We start from the raw sequence: 15209 nt of genomic DNA, 5'->3' as shown, positions 1-15209 counted from the left end.
ACGATTATGCGGCGGCTTCGGCGCCCACTTGGGTCGTCGGGAGCACGCAGTGGCTCATTCATGCGCCGGGGGCTCGGGCACCGACCCCACCACCCACCATTCGTCGGGGTCTTCGGCCAGTTCCTCCAGCATGACGTCGACGACCGAGCCGACCTTCGCGTCCACGGACTCCGCCGGCAGGCTCCGCCGGTGCTCGGCCGTGCGGTCCCAGTACTCGGCGAACACGGAGTTGCGGCACAGCACCCGCAGATGCCCGAGCAGCTGGTCCCAGTCGAGCGCGCCCACCCGATGGGCGAGGACGAGAGCGCCGAACTGCCGGTTGGCGTACATCATCTGACGGCGCTTCAGTTCACTGAGGCCGTCCAGCGTGCTCGACGCGTCGGCGAGGGCGGAGTCGTCGCTGGCCCGGCCCAGCTGGTCGGTGGTGAGGCGGTAGTGCTGGATGAGGTTGGCCCGGTGGATCTCCTCGGTCATCAGTGCGAGCTGTTTCAGCAGCTCCAGCAGCAGTTCCTCCTGGCGCCGCCGGGTGCCGCGGGCGAAGGACACCCGCATCAGTCCCAGCCCTGCCGCCAGCGCAGAACCGATACTTCGCGCGGCCGCGTTCCGCCGTAAAGCCATCTCGAGGAATCCCCCTGGATCAGGTGACCGTGCACCGGCCGACGATGCACGGACGGCGCACGGCAGGGCGTGACATCCCGCCTCCAGCGTGCCCGGTGCCGTCGGGCGGTGCGGAAGGCGGAGAGGGGGCGCATGGAAGGACGTACCGCGCCTGCCCGTCCGCGCCCTGACACTCGTGTGCCCGGCGAGCGCCCGCCGCATGCGTCCGGCAGCTGCCGACGGACGCGTCGGCCCTGCTCAGCTGGGGGCACCTCCCGCTCGAGCGCAGCCGGGAGTGGGGGAGCTCAGCGGTGGCGCTTCGCCGCGTCGTACGCGTCCCGCGCCTGCTGTACGGCATCCATCCGCTGCTCGGTCCACACCGCGAGGGCCCGTACCTGCTGCGCCGCCTCGCGCCCCAGGTCGGTCAGGGAGTAGTCGACCCTCGGCGGGATCACCGGCTTGGCGTCGCGGTGCACCAGCCCGTCGCGCTCCAGGGTCTGCAGCGTCTGGGTGAGCATCTTCTCGCTGACGCGGCCGATGGCCCGGCGCAGTTCACTGAAGCGGTAGGGGCGCTCCAGGAGCTCGATCAGGACCAGCACGCCCCAGCGGCTGGTGAGGTGCTCCAGGACGAGGCGGTAGGGGCACATGGCCTCGCCGGTGTCGTACTTGGCGACCTTGGTGCCCTTGGCGACGAGTTCCGGCTGGACTGCGGTTTCCGGGTTGCTTACTGCCATGCCAGTACCTTACTTCAAAGTGGGTACTTTCAAAGAGTTAGCGCACCTCCTAGGGTTAGTGGCATCCGCACCCCACAAGGAGATCGCAGATCATGAGCATCGTCGTCACCGGATCCACCGGACACCTCGGCCGTCATGTCGTGGAGCAGCTGCTTGAGAAGGTCCCGGCAGAGCAGATCACCGCCGTCGTACGCGACGAGGCGAAGGGCGCCGACTACGCCGCACGCGGCGTGAAGCTCGCGGTCGCCGACTACAACGCGCCGGAGACCTTCGGCAGCCTCTTCTCCGCCGGTGACAAGGTGCTGCTCATCTCCGGCAACGAGTTCGACAAGGGCCGTGTCGGCCAGCACAAGGTGGTCATCGAGGCCGCGAAGGCGGCCGGTGTCGCGCTGCTCGCCTACACCAGCGCCCCCGGCAGCCTGACGGCCGCGCTCGCCGACGACCACCGCGGCACCGAGGAGGCCCTGACCGCCTCCGGCGTGCCGTACGCGCTGCTGCGCAACGGCTGGTACCACGAGAACTACACCGAGAACCTGGCCCCCGTGCTGGAGCACAACGCCGTCGTCGCCGCCGCCGGTGAGGGCCGGGTCTCCTCCGCCTCGCGCGCCGACTACGCGGCCGCCGCCGTCGCCGTGCTGACCGGCGAGGGGCACGAGAACAAGACATACGAGCTGGGCGGCGACGAGGCGTGGAGCTTCGCCGAGTACGCGGCCGAGCTCAGCAAGCAGACCGGCAAGGAGATCGCCTACAGCCCCGTCTCGGTCGAGGCCTTCACCGGGATCCTCACCGGCGCCGGGCTGCCCGGCCCGCTCGCCGCCGTTCTTGCGGGCGTGGACGCCTCCATCGAGAAGGGCGAACTCGTCGTCTCCACCGGCGACCTGTCCCGCCTGGCCGGCCGTCCGACCACGCCGCTCGCCGACGCGATCGCGGTGGCGGTCAAGGGCTGACACCTCCGGGCACCCCGGACGACCTGGACGACAGGCAGCCCGAAGGCCGGACTCCCCTGCCGGCCCCGGGTGCAACACCCCCGCCTGTCATGACCGTATGGCGATACGGACATGACAGGCGGGGGCGCTCGGCGTTACCTTCTGCCTGGCACGCGTGTGCGACGAGGTGAGGAGGGGACCCGTGACCGGGAAGTCGAGGGGCGAGCGGCGCACAGGACTGCTGAACGGCTTCGCCGCCTACGGGATGTGGGGCCTCGTACCCCTCTTCTGGCCCCTGCTGAAGCCCGCCGGCGCCATCGAGATCCTCGCCCACCGGATGGCATGGTCCCTGGTCTTCGTGGGCGCCGCGCTCGTAGTGATGCGGCGCTGGACCTGGGCGGGCGAGCTGCTGCGGCAGCCGCGCAGACTGGGGCTCGTCGCGGTCGCCGCGGCCGTCATCACCGTCAACTGGGGCGTGTACATCTGGTCCGTGAACAGCGGGCATGTCGTCGAGGCCTCGCTCGGGTACTTCATCAACCCGCTGGTCACCATCGCGATGGGCGTGCTGCTCCTGAAGGAGCGGCTGCGGCCCGTGCAGTGGGTGGCGGTCGGGACCGGCTTCGCCGCGGTGGTCGTGCTCACGGTGGGGTACGGGCAGCCGCCGTGGATCTCGCTCACGCTCGCCTTCTCGTTCGCGACGTACGGGCTGGTGAAGAAGAAGGTCGGGCTCGGCGGGATCGAGTCGCTGGCCGCGGAGACCGCGATCCAGTTCCTGCCCGCGGTGGCTTATCTGCTGTGGCTGACCTCGCACGGCTCCTCGACGTTCGCGACGGAAGGGGCGGGGCACGGGGCGTTGCTCGCCGCGACCGGGGTGGTGACCGCGTTGCCCCTGGTCTGTTTCGGGGCGGCGGCCATTCGGGTGCCGTTGTCGACGCTGGGGCTGCTGCAGTATCTGGCGCCGGTGTTTCAGTTTCTGCTCGGGGTTCTGTACTTCCATGAGGCGATGCCGGTGGAGCGGTGGGCCGGGTTTGCATTGGTGTGGGTTGCCTTGTGTCTGCTGACGTGGGACGCGTTTCGCTCTGCGAGCAGGCTTGGCCGTGTTCGCATGCCCAAGGTTGAGGCGGCACCGTCCGCTGCGGTGGACGTCTGACTGGGAGCTCTGCCTCCAGGCCCCCGTATCGGCCTGAACGGCCTCGTCCTCAAACGCCGGACGGGCTGAGATGTGCTGACCTGCGCTGCAAAGGGTCCGGAACTACTGGCTCCTCCGGTACAAGTGGGGCATGACACAGACCTCCGCATCCGGCCCCGCCCCCGTTCACTGGAAGCTCGTCATCGACTGCGCCGACCCGCAGAGCCAGGCCGAGTTCTGGGGCGCCGCGTTGCACTACGAGATCGAGGACAACGATGCGTTCATCCAACGGTTGCTGGAGCTCGGCGCGCTGCCGCGTGAGGCGACCGTCGAGTTCCACGCCCGGCTCGCCTTCCGGGACCTGATTGCAGTGCGGCATCCGGATGATCCGTACGACAAGGAGCGGGGGACCGGTCTCGGGCGGCGGCTGCTGTTCCAGCGGGTGCCGGAGGCGAAGAGCGGGAAGAACCGGCTGCATCTCGATCTGCATCCCGGCGACGGGCTCCGGGACGCAGAGGTCGAGCGGCTGGTGGGGCTGGGGGCGAGTGTGCTGCGGCGGGTGAAGGAGCCCGCCGGGGAGTGGGTGGTGATGGCGGACCCGGAGGGCAACGAGTTCTGCGTGCAGTAGGTCACAGCGCGGAGCCCCAGTGGGCCGGATGTTCCGTTATGCGAACCGGCTGTCCTGATAACGCTCTTGACGCCTGGTTGGTAAAAGATTCACCATCCGGGGATCCAATTCACTCCAAGGAATTCGGAGCCCCCCACATGAGCTTCTCCGTTTCCGGGCGTGCAGTGGCAGCTGTCGGCGTGTCGGCTGTCATGCTCCTGACCGGCGGTTCCATAGCCGGTGCGGCGCCCTCGCCGGCGGCGGCGGCCGCGCCCGACATCTCCGTGGCGAACGTCAAGGCCCACCTCGCCCAGCTGCAGTCCATCGCCACCGCCAACGACGGCAACCGCGCGCACGGCAGCGCCGGTTACAAGGCCTCGCTCGACTATGTGAAGGCCAAGCTGGACGCGGCCGGATTCACCACCACCGTCCAGCAGTTCACATCCTCCGGCCGCACCGGCTACAACCTCGTCGCCGACTGGCCGGGCGGGAACGCCGACCAGGTCGTCATGGCGGGTTCCCACCTGGACAGCGTCAGCAGGGGCCCCGGCATCAACGACAACGGCTCCGGTTCGGCCGCCATTCTGGAGACCGCGCTCGCCGTGTCACGGGCCGGCTACCACCCCGCAAAGCACCTGCGTTTCGCCTGGTGGGGCGCGGAGGAGCTGGGCATCGTGGGCTCCGGCCACTACGTCGACGGCCTCTCCGCCGCACATCGCTCGAAGATCAGCAGCTATCTGAACTTCGACATGATCGGCTCGCCGAACCCCGGTTACTTCGTCTACGACGACGACCCGGCGATCGAGAAGACGTTCAAGGACTACTTCACCGGCCTCGGCATCGCCACCGAGCCCGAGACCGAGGGTGACGGCCGCTCCGACCACGCGCCGTTCAAGGACGCGGGCGTCCCGGTGGGCGGGCTGTTCAGCGGTGCCGACTACGTCAAGACGGCGGCGCAGGCAGCCAAGTGGGGCGGTACGTCGGGGAAGGCCTTCGACGCCTGCTACCACTCGTCCTGCGACACGACGTCCAACATCGACGGCACCGCTCTGGACCGCAACAGCGACGCCATCGCGCATGCGGTGTGGGAGCTGTCGCAGTAGCCGTCCCGGGTCGTCAGCCCGGCGTCTGCCGGGCCGACTTGCGGGCGCGTTCCGTGAGCCGGCCCATGCGGGCGCGGGCCGACTCCAGCCGCTCGATGTCGTCGGCGGCGGGGCCGTCCTCGGCCGTGAGCTCGGCCCACAGGCCGATCAGTTCGCGGCCGAGGTCCAGGCCCTGCTGCGGATCGCGCACGGCACGCCAGGCGGAGGCCGCGCTCTGGATGTTGCCGTAGGCCGCCTCCGCGTCGCGGGTGCGGCGGTGGATCCGGACGAGGTCGAGCGAGAGCCGGAAGGCACGGATCGGGTCGCCCGCCAAGTAGGCGATGTACGCGGTGAGTTCACGCAAGCGGAGCACTTCGGTGTGCTCCGGCCCGAGCGCCGCCGACGCCTCCTCGACCGTGGTCTCGGCCAGCCCGGCCGCCATGTCTGTCCGGCCCGCCTTCACGGCCTCGTTGATCTGCGCCAGCGGCTCCGCGAGGAACGCGGGCGCGGTCGGCGGTTCGTCACCGAGGACGGCTTCGGCCACGGCGTCGAAGCCGCGGGCGGGGGTGGGCTTGGGGTCGGGGTCGAGGGCCGGGTCCGGGGGGACCAGGAGGAGGGGGCCGGTCGCCGGGCGGTTGGGCGCGGGCTCCTTGCGGGGGACGGGTGCGGAATCCTTGACGGGTACGGGTGCGTCCTCGGGTTCTGGGTGGTGCCGCGGGACCGCGTCCATCGGCGGGGGCGGGCCGAACTCGCCGGTCGGGGCCGCCACGGTGCCCGGGGCCCTGTCCTGGGGCGGCTGGGGCAGCGCACGCAGCACGAACGTCGGGGAGGTCTCCCGCGCGGGCTCCGCGGGCGCCCGCAAAACGTGCGTCGGCCTGTCGCCCTGGGGCGGCTGCTCGGACTGCCGCGGCGGGGACGGCGGGCCCTGCGCCGCGGGAGCAGTCATCCCTACGGGTTCCCCGGTGAAACTGCTGGCCCCGTCCGTGTCCACCTGAAGGTGTACGACGCAACCGATCCGCTCGTCGTGGACGGTGGCGAGGACGGGGTGGCCGGTGGCGAGGGCGATGCGGTGGAGATGGTTCAGGACCGTCTGCTGGATCTCCTCGCCGGCGGCCGCGGTGACCGGCACACCGCCGACCCAGGCGCCGACCGCGCCGGCTTCGGGTACGCGAACGTCGATCGGTGCTCCCACGAGGGCCGCCCGGCCCTCGGCGCGCTTCTGTTCCCGCTTCTTCTCGCGGCTGAGTCGAGCCATCGGTTCCCTCACTCGGATGCGTCGGGGAGTCTGCGGACAGCGCGTTCGGGTTCCATGGTGCTCCCTCCCGCCGTCGGGTTTCCGCTCCCCCGGCGTCAAGATCCGTTCGTGCACGTACGGTTGAGTCTCGCCGGTCGCTGCCGGTTCTCCGGTCACCATGGCGTCACAGACTCGTCCCAGCAGCTCGCCCCCGTCGCGTGGTCGGCCTGCGCGGTAAGCACCGGTGGGCATACGAGAGAGCAGAGCGGGCATGCGGACGGACGTGCAGCAGGGACCGGAGATCTGGATCCGCGGCCCGGTCACCGTACCCGAGCCGGGACCGCAGCAGCCCGCCCCGTCCGCCGCCACCGCCCGGCGCTACTCCTGGGTGGGCACGCACGGCGGCGCGGGTGTGTCCACACTTGCCGCCGTCTACGGCGGTCACGACTGCGGCCGTGCCTGGCCCGGCCCCGAGGACCCGCCGTCCGTCCTGCTCGTCGCCCGTACGCATGCATCGGGGCTCGCGGCCGCCCTGCGCACCCTGGAGGTCTTCCGCCTCGGGGAGGCCCCGCCGGGACTCGACCTCGACGCCGTCGTGCTCGTCGCGGACGCGCCGGGGCGGCTGCCGCGGCCCCTCGACCGGCAGGTGCGGCTGATCGAGTCGCTCATCGACGTGTACCGCGTGCCCTGGGTGTCCGACTGGCGCCTCGGTGACCTCGGCGGGTCGCCGCCGCGGGAGACGGTGGCACTGGCCCGCCTCATGGGGGCCGCTAAGCGGTGATGTCCTTCGCCGTGAACCGCGCCCACGCCGCCGAGCCGAACACGGCCGCGTACAGGGCCTGGATCTCGAGGTTCTTCACCAGGTCGTCCCAGTAGACCGGGTCGCGCATCAGGTCGGCGAAGGACAGCCAGTAGTGGGAGAAGAAGTACGGCTGTATCGCGTGGAGTTGGGGTATCTGGTCGAGGATCTGGACGGTGATCAGCAGTCCCACGGTCGTCGCCATCGCTGCGATGCCGCTGCCGGTCAGGGTGGAGACGAACAGGCCGAGTGCCGCGACGCCGATGAGGGACACGGCGACGATCAGGGCGATGAGCAGCGCTCTGCCCAGTCCCTCGGTGAAGCTGATCTGTGTGCCGGAGATGGTCGTCAGATCGCCGAGCGGGAAGAGTATCGCCCCGACGGTGAGCGCCGAGACGGCCACCACGAGGGTGGCGACCAGGCAGAAGGCCATCACGGTCGCGTACTTGGTGAGCAGGAGGCGGGTGCGGCCTGCGGGGGCGACCAGCAGGTAGCGGAGGGTGCCCGAGTTCGCCTCGCCGGCGATCGCGTCGCCCGCGATGACACCGATCGCCATCGGCAGGAAGAACGGGAGCGTCGCGGCCAGCGCGGTGAACACCAGGAACAGACCGTTGTTGGTGATCTGCGAGATGAATGCCGGGCCGCCACCGCCGCCCCGGCCGCCACCGACGGACGAACCGTCGCTCGTCTCGATCTTGACCGCTGCCCCGACCAGGATCGGCACGCCCGCCAGCACGGCAAGGAGCGCGAGGGTGCGCCAGCGCCGGAAGGTGGTGAGCAGTTCGCTGCGCAGAAGCCCGAGGGTCCACAACAGCCGTGGAGTGCGGAGACTGCTCACTGCTTCAGCCTGCGACATCGAAGCCCTCCCCCGTCAGTGCCACGAACGCGTCCTCCAGTGAGGCACGCTCCAGGCCGAACCCCCTCACGCGGACGCCTGCCGTGACCAGCGCGGCGTTCACCTCGGCGAGGTCGCGGTCCGGAGGCTCGGCGGTCACCCGGTCGTCGGTGACGACGACGTCGGCGGCGCCCTGCTCCTTCAGCACGCGGGCCGCGTCGCCGGGGTCGGGCGTGGTCACGACCAGCCGGCCGCGCACCCCCGCGGCCAGGTCGGCCACGGCACCCTGGGTGATCAGACGGCCCTGCGCCATCACCGCGGCATGGGTGCAGACCTGCTCGATCTCGTCCAGGAGGTGGGAGGAGAGGAAGACCGTCGTGCCGTCGGAGGCCAACTCCCTTACCAGGGAACGGATTTCGCGCATCCCCTGCGGGTCGAGCCCGTTGGTCGGCTCGTCGAGCACGAGCAGTCTGCGGGGCTGGAGCAGCGCCGCAGCGAGGCCGAGCCGCTGCTTCATGCCCAGCGAGTACGCCTTCGCCTTCTTGGCGGCCGCCGCGGTCAGGCCCACCCGGTCCAGCGCGGCCGCGACACGGGTACGACGGGTGCGCGGATCGGCGGTCGGGTCGGCGGCGTCGTACCGCAGCAGGTTGTCGCGGCCGGAGAGGAAGCCGTACAGGGCGGGGCCCTCGATGAGGGCGCCGACGTGCGGGAGCACGGTGCGCGAGGCTCGCGGCATGGGCCGCCCGAGCACCCGCGCCGTACCCGAGGTGGGCTCGATCAGGCCCATCAGCATGCGGATGGTGGTGGTCTTGCCCGAGCCGTTCGGACCGAGGAAGCCGAAGACGCTGCCCGTCGGGACGGTCAGATCCAGGCCGTCGACGGCGAGTTGCCCGCCGCGGTAGCGCTTGGTGAGCCCATGGGTGGCGATGACGCTGTCACCCGGCGGCTCGCTCCGCTCCGGCTCCGTGGCGGACTCCTCGTCCATCGGCTCCCTCGATTCGTGCTGGTACGACCTTGCGCGGCGACTACGTACAGTGACTACGTACGGGCGCCGCGCAAGGTTCCCGGGCTTAGCCCGCGTTCGCCGCCTTGACCAATGCGTCCTTGCTCACCGCGCCGACGTAGACCTTGCCGTTGTCGGTGATCAGGGCGTTGATCAGGCGGGTCTTGAAGACCGTGCCCGAGCCGAACTTGCCGGAGACCTTGTCGCCGAGCGAGTCGAGGAAGCCGCCGAGGTTCCCGCCGACCTCGGAGCCGGACGGCATGCCCTTTCCACCGGTGTCGAAGGTGGCGATGGAGTTCCAGCCCTTGCCGATGACGTTCAGACCGTCGAGGCCCTTGGTGAGGTCCTCGTCGGGCTTGCCGGGCTTGCCATGGAACTTGCCGTCCTTGTGGTCGACCTTCGGGCCGCCCTCGAAGTGGCCCTTCGCGTGGTCGCCCTGCTTGTCCTCGGTGACCTTCGCACCCTTGGGCGGGGTGAAGTCGAAGGTCGAGGCGCTCGGCTTGGCGAAGCTGACCCGGGTGAAGCCGGCGTCGATCACGGCGGCGCCGCCGCTCGCCGGGGTCAGCGTGAACTTCAGCGGCAGCCCGGTCTTCGAGTCCACGGCCACGGTGATCTGACCGACCGTCGAACCGGACTGCTTCGGCTTGATGACCAGCCGGTACGCGTCACGGCCCGCGACCTGGGCGGTCCCCTCGACGGTCACCGAGGTGGTGTCGTCGACCGCCTTCAGCGCGTCCTCGGTGAGGTCCTTGGGCGTGGCGGGGACGTCTTCCTTCTGCTGCTTCTCCGCGCCCGCGGGGGCGGTCGAGTGGTAGACCTCGTTCGACTGGCTGTCGTAGCCCCAGACGTCCTTGCCGTTGTGGATGATGCTGTATTCGGCCGCGTTCTCCAGCAGTGACAGCTTCTGCCTGTCCTGGCCGTCGGCCGCGACGCGCAGAGTGTGCGTGCCGGAAACGAGCTCCGTGAGCTTGGAGGTCGGGTCGGCGGACGAGCCGTCGCCCGACCCCGCGGCGCCGGACGTCAGGCTGCTCTCGAGACCGCCCAGGTTCGGCAGCCCCAGGTCCGTGGTGATCTTCACCGTGCCGGACATCTGCTGCACGTCCGACTTGGCGATCTTGTCGATGAGTTGCTGCGCGCTGATCTTCGGCAGGTCGGGGTCGCCGGAGTCGGCGAGTGCGGGGACGAGCCCGATGGTCGCCGCCGCCACCCCCACCACCGCGACCGGGACGACGTACCGCGCGGCCTTGCGCCGACCCGCGCGCAGGTCGTCGGCCTCCCCTGCGGTCGTGCTGTCGTCGGATTCGTACGGTGCCATGTGTGCGCTACCTCCGTGGTCGGCGGCGGCTTGTCCAACTCGCGTGTTTCTGTTGTCCACCCCGAGCCGCCATTCTCACCCGAATCGGTGATCAGTGGTGATTTCCGTGGTTTCCATCTCACCAAATCGGCCAGGAGGAAGCGTCAGCCCCGGGGGGCAACTCCGTATACACCTGGGGTATGACGCGAGAGGGCGGCGCCTCCCCCGACCCGTAGGGGTCGCAGGGGGAAGACGCCGCCCGAGGTGAGCTCCCGTCAGTTCTGCAGGAAGACGTAGTCCGCCCGGTACGGGACTCCTACGATCGCGCCGGGTGTGCAGGAGCCGGCCGGGGCCACTCCGCCCACGGTGTTGAGCCGCAGGATCTCGGTGGTGTTCGCGAGCAGGCCGTGGTGCTTGCCGGACCGGGTGGCCTTGAGGTCGAGCTCGGGGATGTTGCCGTCCCCGTTCGGTGTCTTCGACAGGACGGCGCCGGTCACCGCGCTCCCGTCCGGTGCGACCCACTGCGGCGTACCGGAGTTGGGCGCGACGAAGGAGTGCCGGATGCCGCCGCCGAGCAGGGCGCCGACGTCCCGCTGGGCGAAGGCGTAGCCACCGCCGGCGGCCGGCTTGCACTCGTAGATCTGCCTGCCCTTGATCACGGACGCCTGGAAGTTGTGCAGGGCGTCACGGAAGTCGAAGGCGGCGACGGTGACCTTGTGGAGCTGGCCGCGGACGGCTCCGCCGGGGAACTCGGTGGTGTGCAGGTTGGCGTAGAACGAACCGGGGTCGGACTTGAGAGCGGCGAGCAGGCCGGCGTCCTTGACCTCGACCGTGCCGGTGACGCTGTGCCGCTTGCTGTTCATCAGCAGGTCGGTGAAGTCGACCTTGACGCCGCCGTTGGTGCCCTTGGCGCCCTGGTGGATGTGGAGCATGGTCGGTTTGCCGGTGCCGCGCCAGGTCACGGCGACGGACACCTTGTCGTCCTGCACCTTGATGAACTCGAGAGCGGCGCCGTCCTTGTCGCCGACGGCCGGGCCGCCCGCCACGGGCACCTCGTTGGCCCCCCGCAGACCGGCGGCCAGAAGGGTCCCCCCGGTGTCTCCGGACGCGGTCCCTCCGGCGGCGTGGGCCGGAATCACCGCGGCAGCGATCCCCCCGGCGGCGGCGACCGCGACAGCCGTGACCATCAGGCTCTTACGGCGCTTCGAGAACGTCGCGTTCATTCCCATGATTCTGTTTTCTCCCCGTAGATGGGCCGACACCCCCTGCGTCGGCCTTCTGCGCATGACTACGGAAGCGATCTCACTCTGGACTCAGTCCAGATATGTGACGTACATCACATCACTTGAAGTCCAGGTCGAGCGGATGCTCAGCCGGCTCGGTGCACCACGGCGTCGCACATCTCCATCAGCGCGAGCTTCGCATCGCACTCCCGCAGCGGAGCCAGCGCCGCTCGCGCGTCCTCCGCGTACCGCACCGTGTCCCTGCGCGCCTGCTCCAGCGCAGGGTGCGCCCGCAGCCCCGAGAGGGCCTCGGCGTGCCGCGCGTCGTCGCTCAGGTCGGAGTCCAGCAGCTCACACAGGGCGATGTCCTCGGCAAGACCCAGCCGCGCCGCCCGCTCCCGCAGCCGTAGCACCGGAAGCGTGGGCACTCCCTCACGGAGGTCGGTGCCCGGCGTCTTCCCGGATTCGCGCGATTCGGAGGCGATGTCCAGTACGTCGTCCGCCAGCTGGAAGGCGACCCCCAGCCGCTCGCCGTACTGCGTCAGCACGTCCACGACCGTCTCGTCGGCACCCGACATCATCGCGCCGAAGCGGCACGACACGGCGACCAGCGAACCCGTCTTGCCGCCGAGCACGTCCAGGTAGTGGTCGACCGGGTCCCGTCCGTCCTGCGGACCCGCCGTCTCCAGGATCTGCCCGGTGACCAGGCGCTCGAACGCCTCGGCCTGGACCCGGACCGCCTCGGGCCCGAGGTCGGCCAGGATGTGCGAGGCGCGCGCGAACAGGAAGTCACCGGTGAGCACCGCGACCGAATTGCCCCAGCGGGTGTTGGCGCTGTCCACGCCGCGCCGCACGGCGGCCTCGTCCATCACGTCGTCGTGGTACAGCGTCGCCAGATGGGTCAGCTCCACCACCACGGCCGACGGCACGACCCCCGGCGCATACGGGTCGCCGAACTGGGCGGCGAGCATCACGAGCAGCGGACGGAACCGCTTCCCGCCCGCCCGCACCAGGTGCTGGGCGGCCTCCGTGATGAAGGGCACCTCACTCTTGGTGGCTTCGAGCAAACCTTCCTCGACGGCCGCCAATCCGGCCTGGACATCGGCTTCCAGAGCCTGGTCCCGCACGCTCAGCCCGAACGGCCCGACGACGGTCACGAGGGGTCTCCTGTCTGCTGGTGTCTACTGGCGGTTACACGGTTTGTCGATAGGTCGCTGACATCACTCAAGTCAGCGTATCCGGTCACCTTTCGATCACCGATGCCACCCACCCGTCCAGCCCGGGCGGTATCGGATCACGACCGGTATGTTTTTGATCAACCGATAAGAACGGATATCTATCGACTTGTCTATCGGGGTGTCCGTCGACGCGCCTCTTGGCGTGTCCCTCGGCGCGTCCCTTGGCGTGTCTCTTGGTGCGCCCCTTGGCGTACCCCTCGGCGCGCCCCTCGGATGCTCGTCCCGGTGACCCCCCGCCCGGCCACCGGGATCCACGCGACGAGTCGGCACGTCCGAATACCCCTCCCCCACGAAACGACTCACGAGGACCTCCGGATCCCGGCACGGGGTGCTCGACGGGCGACCGCCATGACAACGACGCGCACCACATGACAGGTTCCGTTTTCGCCCGCCAATGAGGCGACGGGCGGCTCGCTGAACACGAGTTGGGGCCATTGCCCGATTTGCCGTCCTTGCGGATGCCGGTGACTTGACTCACACGGCACGACGGGCGAGCGATGGCCGCACTCTCACTACCTCCCCTCCCCCGTAGGCCAGTTGAGGCTTGGCAACCGCAAAGGATCAAGTGCCCCATAAGCCTCAGACCAAGGTCAATAGGCCCGATCTGTGAACCCGACACTTGTTCAGGGCGTGTGCTCTCGCATACGTTCCCGGCCTGTCGGGTGGACGCCGAATCCTGCCGCCGCCCGCGCACGACCATCGACCAACTCACTCGCACGGCAGGAGCGGGGGAACCAGGTAGGCCGCCGGACCGGGCATCGCCCCGGGCCGGCTAGGGGTGAAGCCGCGTTGCCGTACGGCTGCGCGGCCGGGCATCTCCCCGCCCGAACCCGACAGCTCACCTCGCAGGCGCCGGAGAGGATCCCGCCATGCCTGCAACAGGTCAGCACCGTCGCCCCAGAAACAACCGCCTCGCCCGCAAGCTCGCCGTCACCGGTACGGGCGCCGCTGTTCTCGCCCTCCCGCTCATCGGGGCGACCAGCGCCTCCGCGGCCACCCCGACCGTGGCCAACGTGAAGTCGATGGGCTACGCCGACAATCTCGACGGCTGGATCCGGGGCGCCCTCCAGGTCATGAAGCAGAACGGAATTCCCGGGACGTACAACGGCATTTACCGCAACATCATCCGTGAGTCCTCGGGCGACCCCGCCGCCATCAACAACTGGGACTCGAACGCGGTCGCCGGCACCCCGTCGAAGGGTCTGCTGCAGGTCATCGACCCGACGTTCCTCGCCTACCACGTGCCCGGCACGGCGCTGAACCCCTTCGACCCGATCGCGAACATCACGGCCGCCTGCAAGTACGCGGCCGCGCGGTACGGGTCGATCGACAACGTCTTCGGCGCCTACTAGGCGCTCCGCGGGGAGTGCTGCGACGGGGCCGTTCGTCTTCTGCGGCGCCGGCCTGCCAGGCCGTCGTGGCTGGTCGCTCCCCCACTCTCGACTTCGCTCGAGCGAAGGGACCCCATCGCGGCGGAGCCGCATATGGATGGAGCCCCGCGCCCCTGAAGGGGCGCGGCCGAACCCCAGCGGGCTTCGACCGACCTGCTCAGAGCTCCTCGAGCTGCCCGAGTTCATGGAGCTCATCGAGCGCATCGAGCTCCCCGAACTCGAAGAAGAGTCGCTCGAGGACGACGGCGATGCCGTCGTCCTCGTTCGACAGGGTGATCTCGTCGGCCACCGCCTTGAGTTCGGGGTGGGCGTTGGCCATGGCGACGCCGTGGGCGGCCCAGTCGAACATGGGGATGTCGTTGGGCATGTCGCCGAAGGCGATCGTCTGCTCCGGACCGAGTCCCAGGTGTGCGGCGGCCAGTGCGAGGCCCGTCGCCTTGGTGATACCGCATGGCTGGAGTTCGACGGTCCCCGGCCCCGACATGGTGACGGTGGCCAGCGAACCCACCACCGAGCGCGCCGTCGCCGCCAACTCGTCGTCGGACAGGTCGGGATGGCGCAGCAGCACCTTGCTGATGGGTTCGCACCACAGGTCGTCGCGCCGGTCGACCCGCACGGCCGGCAGCGTCGGATGCGGCATCAGATAGCCCGGTTCGATGAGCGTGAGCCCCTCCACACCGTCCTGGTCGACAGCCGCGTACACCTGCCCCACCTCGGCCTCGATCTTGCCGAGCGCGGTCTCGGCCAGCTCCCGGTCCAGGGTGACGGACCACAGCAGCCGGTCCGCGCCCACGTCGTACACCTGCGCGCCCTGCCCGCACACCGCGAGCCCCCTGCTGCCCAGTTGGTCGAAAAGCGGCCGCACTCTGGGGGCCGGCCGGCCCGTCACGACGAGGTGCCGGGCGCCGGCCCCGGCTGCCCGTGCGAGCGCGGCGAGGGACCGGTCGGAGAGCGTGTCGTCGCCTCGGAGCAGCGTGCCGTCCAGGTCGGTGGCGATGAGTGCATATGCGGTGGGTGCGGCCATGATCAGAGAATACGGACAGGACGCCCCACCGACTCATCGCGAACCGGACGACGGCCGAGTGCACCACCGTCCCTCACTCAACTCCCTTATCCT

General features: G+C 69.9%; 15 protein-coding genes and 1 riboswitch. Of the genes, 6 read left to right on the top strand and 9 right to left on the bottom strand.

Going from position 1 to position 15209, the window contains the following annotated elements; all coding sequences use genetic code 11:
* Window positions 1–54: 54 nt before the first annotated feature.
* Both EDD92_RS27805 and EDD92_RS27800 read right to left on the bottom strand, forming a co-directional pair.
* Complete coding sequence (locus tag EDD92_RS27805) at window positions 55–618, bottom strand: DUF6082 family protein (protein WP_123966907.1); 564 nt, start codon at window positions 616–618, stop codon at window positions 55–57.
* Window positions 619–902: 284 nt separating this feature from the next.
* The gene (locus EDD92_RS27800; protein ID WP_123970576.1) at window positions 903–1244 is read right to left on the bottom strand and encodes a helix-turn-helix domain-containing protein; all 342 of its coding nucleotides are present in this window, start codon (window positions 1242–1244) and stop codon (window positions 903–905) included.
* A gap of 179 nt (window positions 1245–1423) precedes the next feature.
* Here EDD92_RS27800 and EDD92_RS27795 point away from each other — a divergent pair, with 179 nt between their 5' ends.
* The 4 genes from EDD92_RS27795 (at window position 1424) to EDD92_RS27780 (ending at window position 5096) form a co-directional block, all read left to right on the top strand.
* Entirely contained in the window at window positions 1424–2278 is an 855-nt protein-coding gene (locus tag EDD92_RS27795; RefSeq protein WP_123966906.1) for an SDR family oxidoreductase, read from the top strand.
* Window positions 2279–2459: 181 nt separating this feature from the next.
* On the top strand, window positions 2460–3407 hold the full coding sequence (rarD, locus tag EDD92_RS27790) for an EamA family transporter RarD (RefSeq protein WP_123966905.1): 948 nt from the start codon (window positions 2460–2462) through the stop codon (window positions 3405–3407).
* A gap of 130 nt (window positions 3408–3537) precedes the next feature.
* A complete protein-coding gene (locus tag EDD92_RS27785; protein WP_123966904.1) occupies window positions 3538–4014 on the top strand; it encodes a VOC family protein in 477 nt (158 codons plus the stop codon).
* Between the two features lie 137 nt (window positions 4015–4151).
* Window positions 4152–5096, top strand: a complete 945-nt coding sequence (locus tag EDD92_RS27780; RefSeq protein WP_123966903.1) for a M28 family metallopeptidase — start codon at window positions 4152–4154, stop codon at window positions 5094–5096.
* Window positions 5097–5109: 13 nt separating this feature from the next.
* On the opposite strand, the gene EDD92_RS27775 is transcribed toward EDD92_RS27780, so the two are convergent.
* Window positions 5110–6330 carry a tetratricopeptide repeat protein gene (locus EDD92_RS27775; RefSeq protein WP_123966902.1) on the bottom strand — a complete coding sequence of 407 codons (1221 nt, stop codon included), beginning with the start codon at window positions 6328–6330 and terminating at the stop codon, window positions 5110–5112.
* A 250-nt stretch (window positions 6331–6580) separates the two neighbouring features.
* Here EDD92_RS27775 and EDD92_RS27770 point away from each other — a divergent pair, with 250 nt between their 5' ends.
* Complete coding sequence (locus tag EDD92_RS27770) at window positions 6581–7090, top strand: DUF6668 family protein (RefSeq protein WP_123966901.1); 510 nt, start codon at window positions 6581–6583, stop codon at window positions 7088–7090.
* Here EDD92_RS27770 and EDD92_RS27765 read toward each other — a convergent pair.
* From EDD92_RS27765 to EDD92_RS27745, 5 genes are all read right to left on the bottom strand, one after another.
* Complete coding sequence (locus EDD92_RS27765; protein WP_123966900.1) at window positions 7080–7964, bottom strand: ABC transporter permease; 885 nt, start codon at window positions 7962–7964, stop codon at window positions 7080–7082. The two genes, EDD92_RS27770 and EDD92_RS27765, sit on opposite strands and share 11 nt — an antisense overlap.
* Window positions 7951–8928, bottom strand: coding sequence for an ABC transporter ATP-binding protein (locus tag EDD92_RS27760; protein ID WP_123966899.1), 978 nt, complete (start codon window positions 8926–8928; stop codon window positions 7951–7953). The genes EDD92_RS27765 and EDD92_RS27760 overlap by 14 nt, the downstream gene beginning before the upstream one ends.
* A gap of 85 nt (window positions 8929–9013) precedes the next feature.
* Entirely contained in the window at window positions 9014–10261 is a 1248-nt protein-coding gene (locus tag EDD92_RS27755; RefSeq protein ID WP_123966898.1) for an outer-membrane lipoprotein carrier protein LolA, read from the bottom strand.
* Between the two features lie 254 nt (window positions 10262–10515).
* Window positions 10516–11463, bottom strand: a complete 948-nt coding sequence (locus tag EDD92_RS27750; RefSeq protein WP_260326788.1) for a CHRD domain-containing protein — start codon at window positions 11461–11463, stop codon at window positions 10516–10518.
* Window positions 11464–11609: 146 nt separating this feature from the next.
* On the bottom strand, window positions 11610–12620 hold the full coding sequence (locus tag EDD92_RS27745) for a polyprenyl synthetase family protein (protein ID WP_123966896.1): 1011 nt from the start codon (window positions 12618–12620) through the stop codon (window positions 11610–11612).
* 771 nt (window positions 12621–13391) lie between these two features.
* A riboswitch (cyclic di-AMP (ydaO/yuaA leader) is annotated at window positions 13392–13566 on the top strand.
* Between the two features lie 4 nt (window positions 13567–13570).
* Between EDD92_RS27745 and EDD92_RS27740 the strand changes: the two genes are divergently transcribed.
* The gene (locus EDD92_RS27740; RefSeq protein ID WP_030945256.1) at window positions 13571–14053 is read left to right on the top strand and encodes a transglycosylase SLT domain-containing protein; all 483 of its coding nucleotides are present in this window, start codon (window positions 13571–13573) and stop codon (window positions 14051–14053) included.
* Between the two features lie 196 nt (window positions 14054–14249).
* On the opposite strand, the gene EDD92_RS27735 is transcribed toward EDD92_RS27740, so the two are convergent.
* Window positions 14250–15116, bottom strand: coding sequence for an HAD family hydrolase (locus EDD92_RS27735; RefSeq protein ID WP_260326787.1), 867 nt, complete (start codon window positions 15114–15116; stop codon window positions 14250–14252).
* Between the last annotated feature and the right edge of the window lie 93 nt (window positions 15117–15209).

This window comes from Streptomyces sp. TLI_185 (genome assembly GCF_003814765.1).
Lineage (GTDB): Bacteria > Actinomycetota > Actinomycetes > Streptomycetales > Streptomycetaceae > Streptomyces.
The sequence above is the reverse complement of the archived record's forward strand: the minus strand, read 5'-3'. Positions and strand labels throughout refer to the sequence as shown.

Excerpts from the sequence above, each read along its gene's own strand:
- EDD92_RS27770 (WP_123966901.1), top strand. The coding sequence starts at position 6,581 with ATGCGGACGGACGTGCAGCAGGGACCGGAGATCTGGATCCGCGGCCCG.
- EDD92_RS27785 (WP_123966904.1), top strand. The coding sequence starts at position 3,538 with ATGACACAGACCTCCGCATCCGGCCCCGCCCCCGTTCACTGGAAGCTC.
- EDD92_RS27755 (WP_123966898.1), bottom strand. The coding sequence starts at position 10,261 with ATGGCACCGTACGAATCCGACGACAGCACGACCGCAGGGGAGGCCGAC.
- EDD92_RS27795 (WP_123966906.1), top strand. The coding sequence starts at position 1,424 with ATGAGCATCGTCGTCACCGGATCCACCGGACACCTCGGCCGTCATGTC.
- EDD92_RS27765 (WP_123966900.1), bottom strand. The coding sequence starts at position 7,964 with ATGTCGCAGGCTGAAGCAGTGAGCAGTCTCCGCACTCCACGGCTGTTG.
- EDD92_RS27740 (WP_030945256.1), top strand. The coding sequence starts at position 13,571 with ATGCCTGCAACAGGTCAGCACCGTCGCCCCAGAAACAACCGCCTCGCC.
- EDD92_RS27760 (WP_123966899.1), bottom strand. The coding sequence starts at position 8,928 with ATGGACGAGGAGTCCGCCACGGAGCCGGAGCGGAGCGAGCCGCCGGGT.
- EDD92_RS27775 (WP_123966902.1), bottom strand. The coding sequence starts at position 6,330 with ATGGCTCGACTCAGCCGCGAGAAGAAGCGGGAACAGAAGCGCGCCGAG.
- EDD92_RS27805 (WP_123966907.1), bottom strand. The coding sequence starts at position 618 with ATGGCTTTACGGCGGAACGCGGCCGCGCGAAGTATCGGTTCTGCGCTG.
- EDD92_RS27750 (WP_260326788.1), bottom strand. The coding sequence starts at position 11,463 with ATGAACGCGACGTTCTCGAAGCGCCGTAAGAGCCTGATGGTCACGGCT.
- EDD92_RS27780 (WP_123966903.1), top strand. The coding sequence starts at position 4,152 with ATGAGCTTCTCCGTTTCCGGGCGTGCAGTGGCAGCTGTCGGCGTGTCG.
- EDD92_RS27735 (WP_260326787.1), bottom strand. The coding sequence starts at position 15,116 with ATGGCCGCACCCACCGCATATGCACTCATCGCCACCGACCTGGACGGC.
- EDD92_RS27800 (WP_123970576.1), bottom strand. The coding sequence starts at position 1,244 with ATGTGCCCCTACCGCCTCGTCCTGGAGCACCTCACCAGCCGCTGGGGC.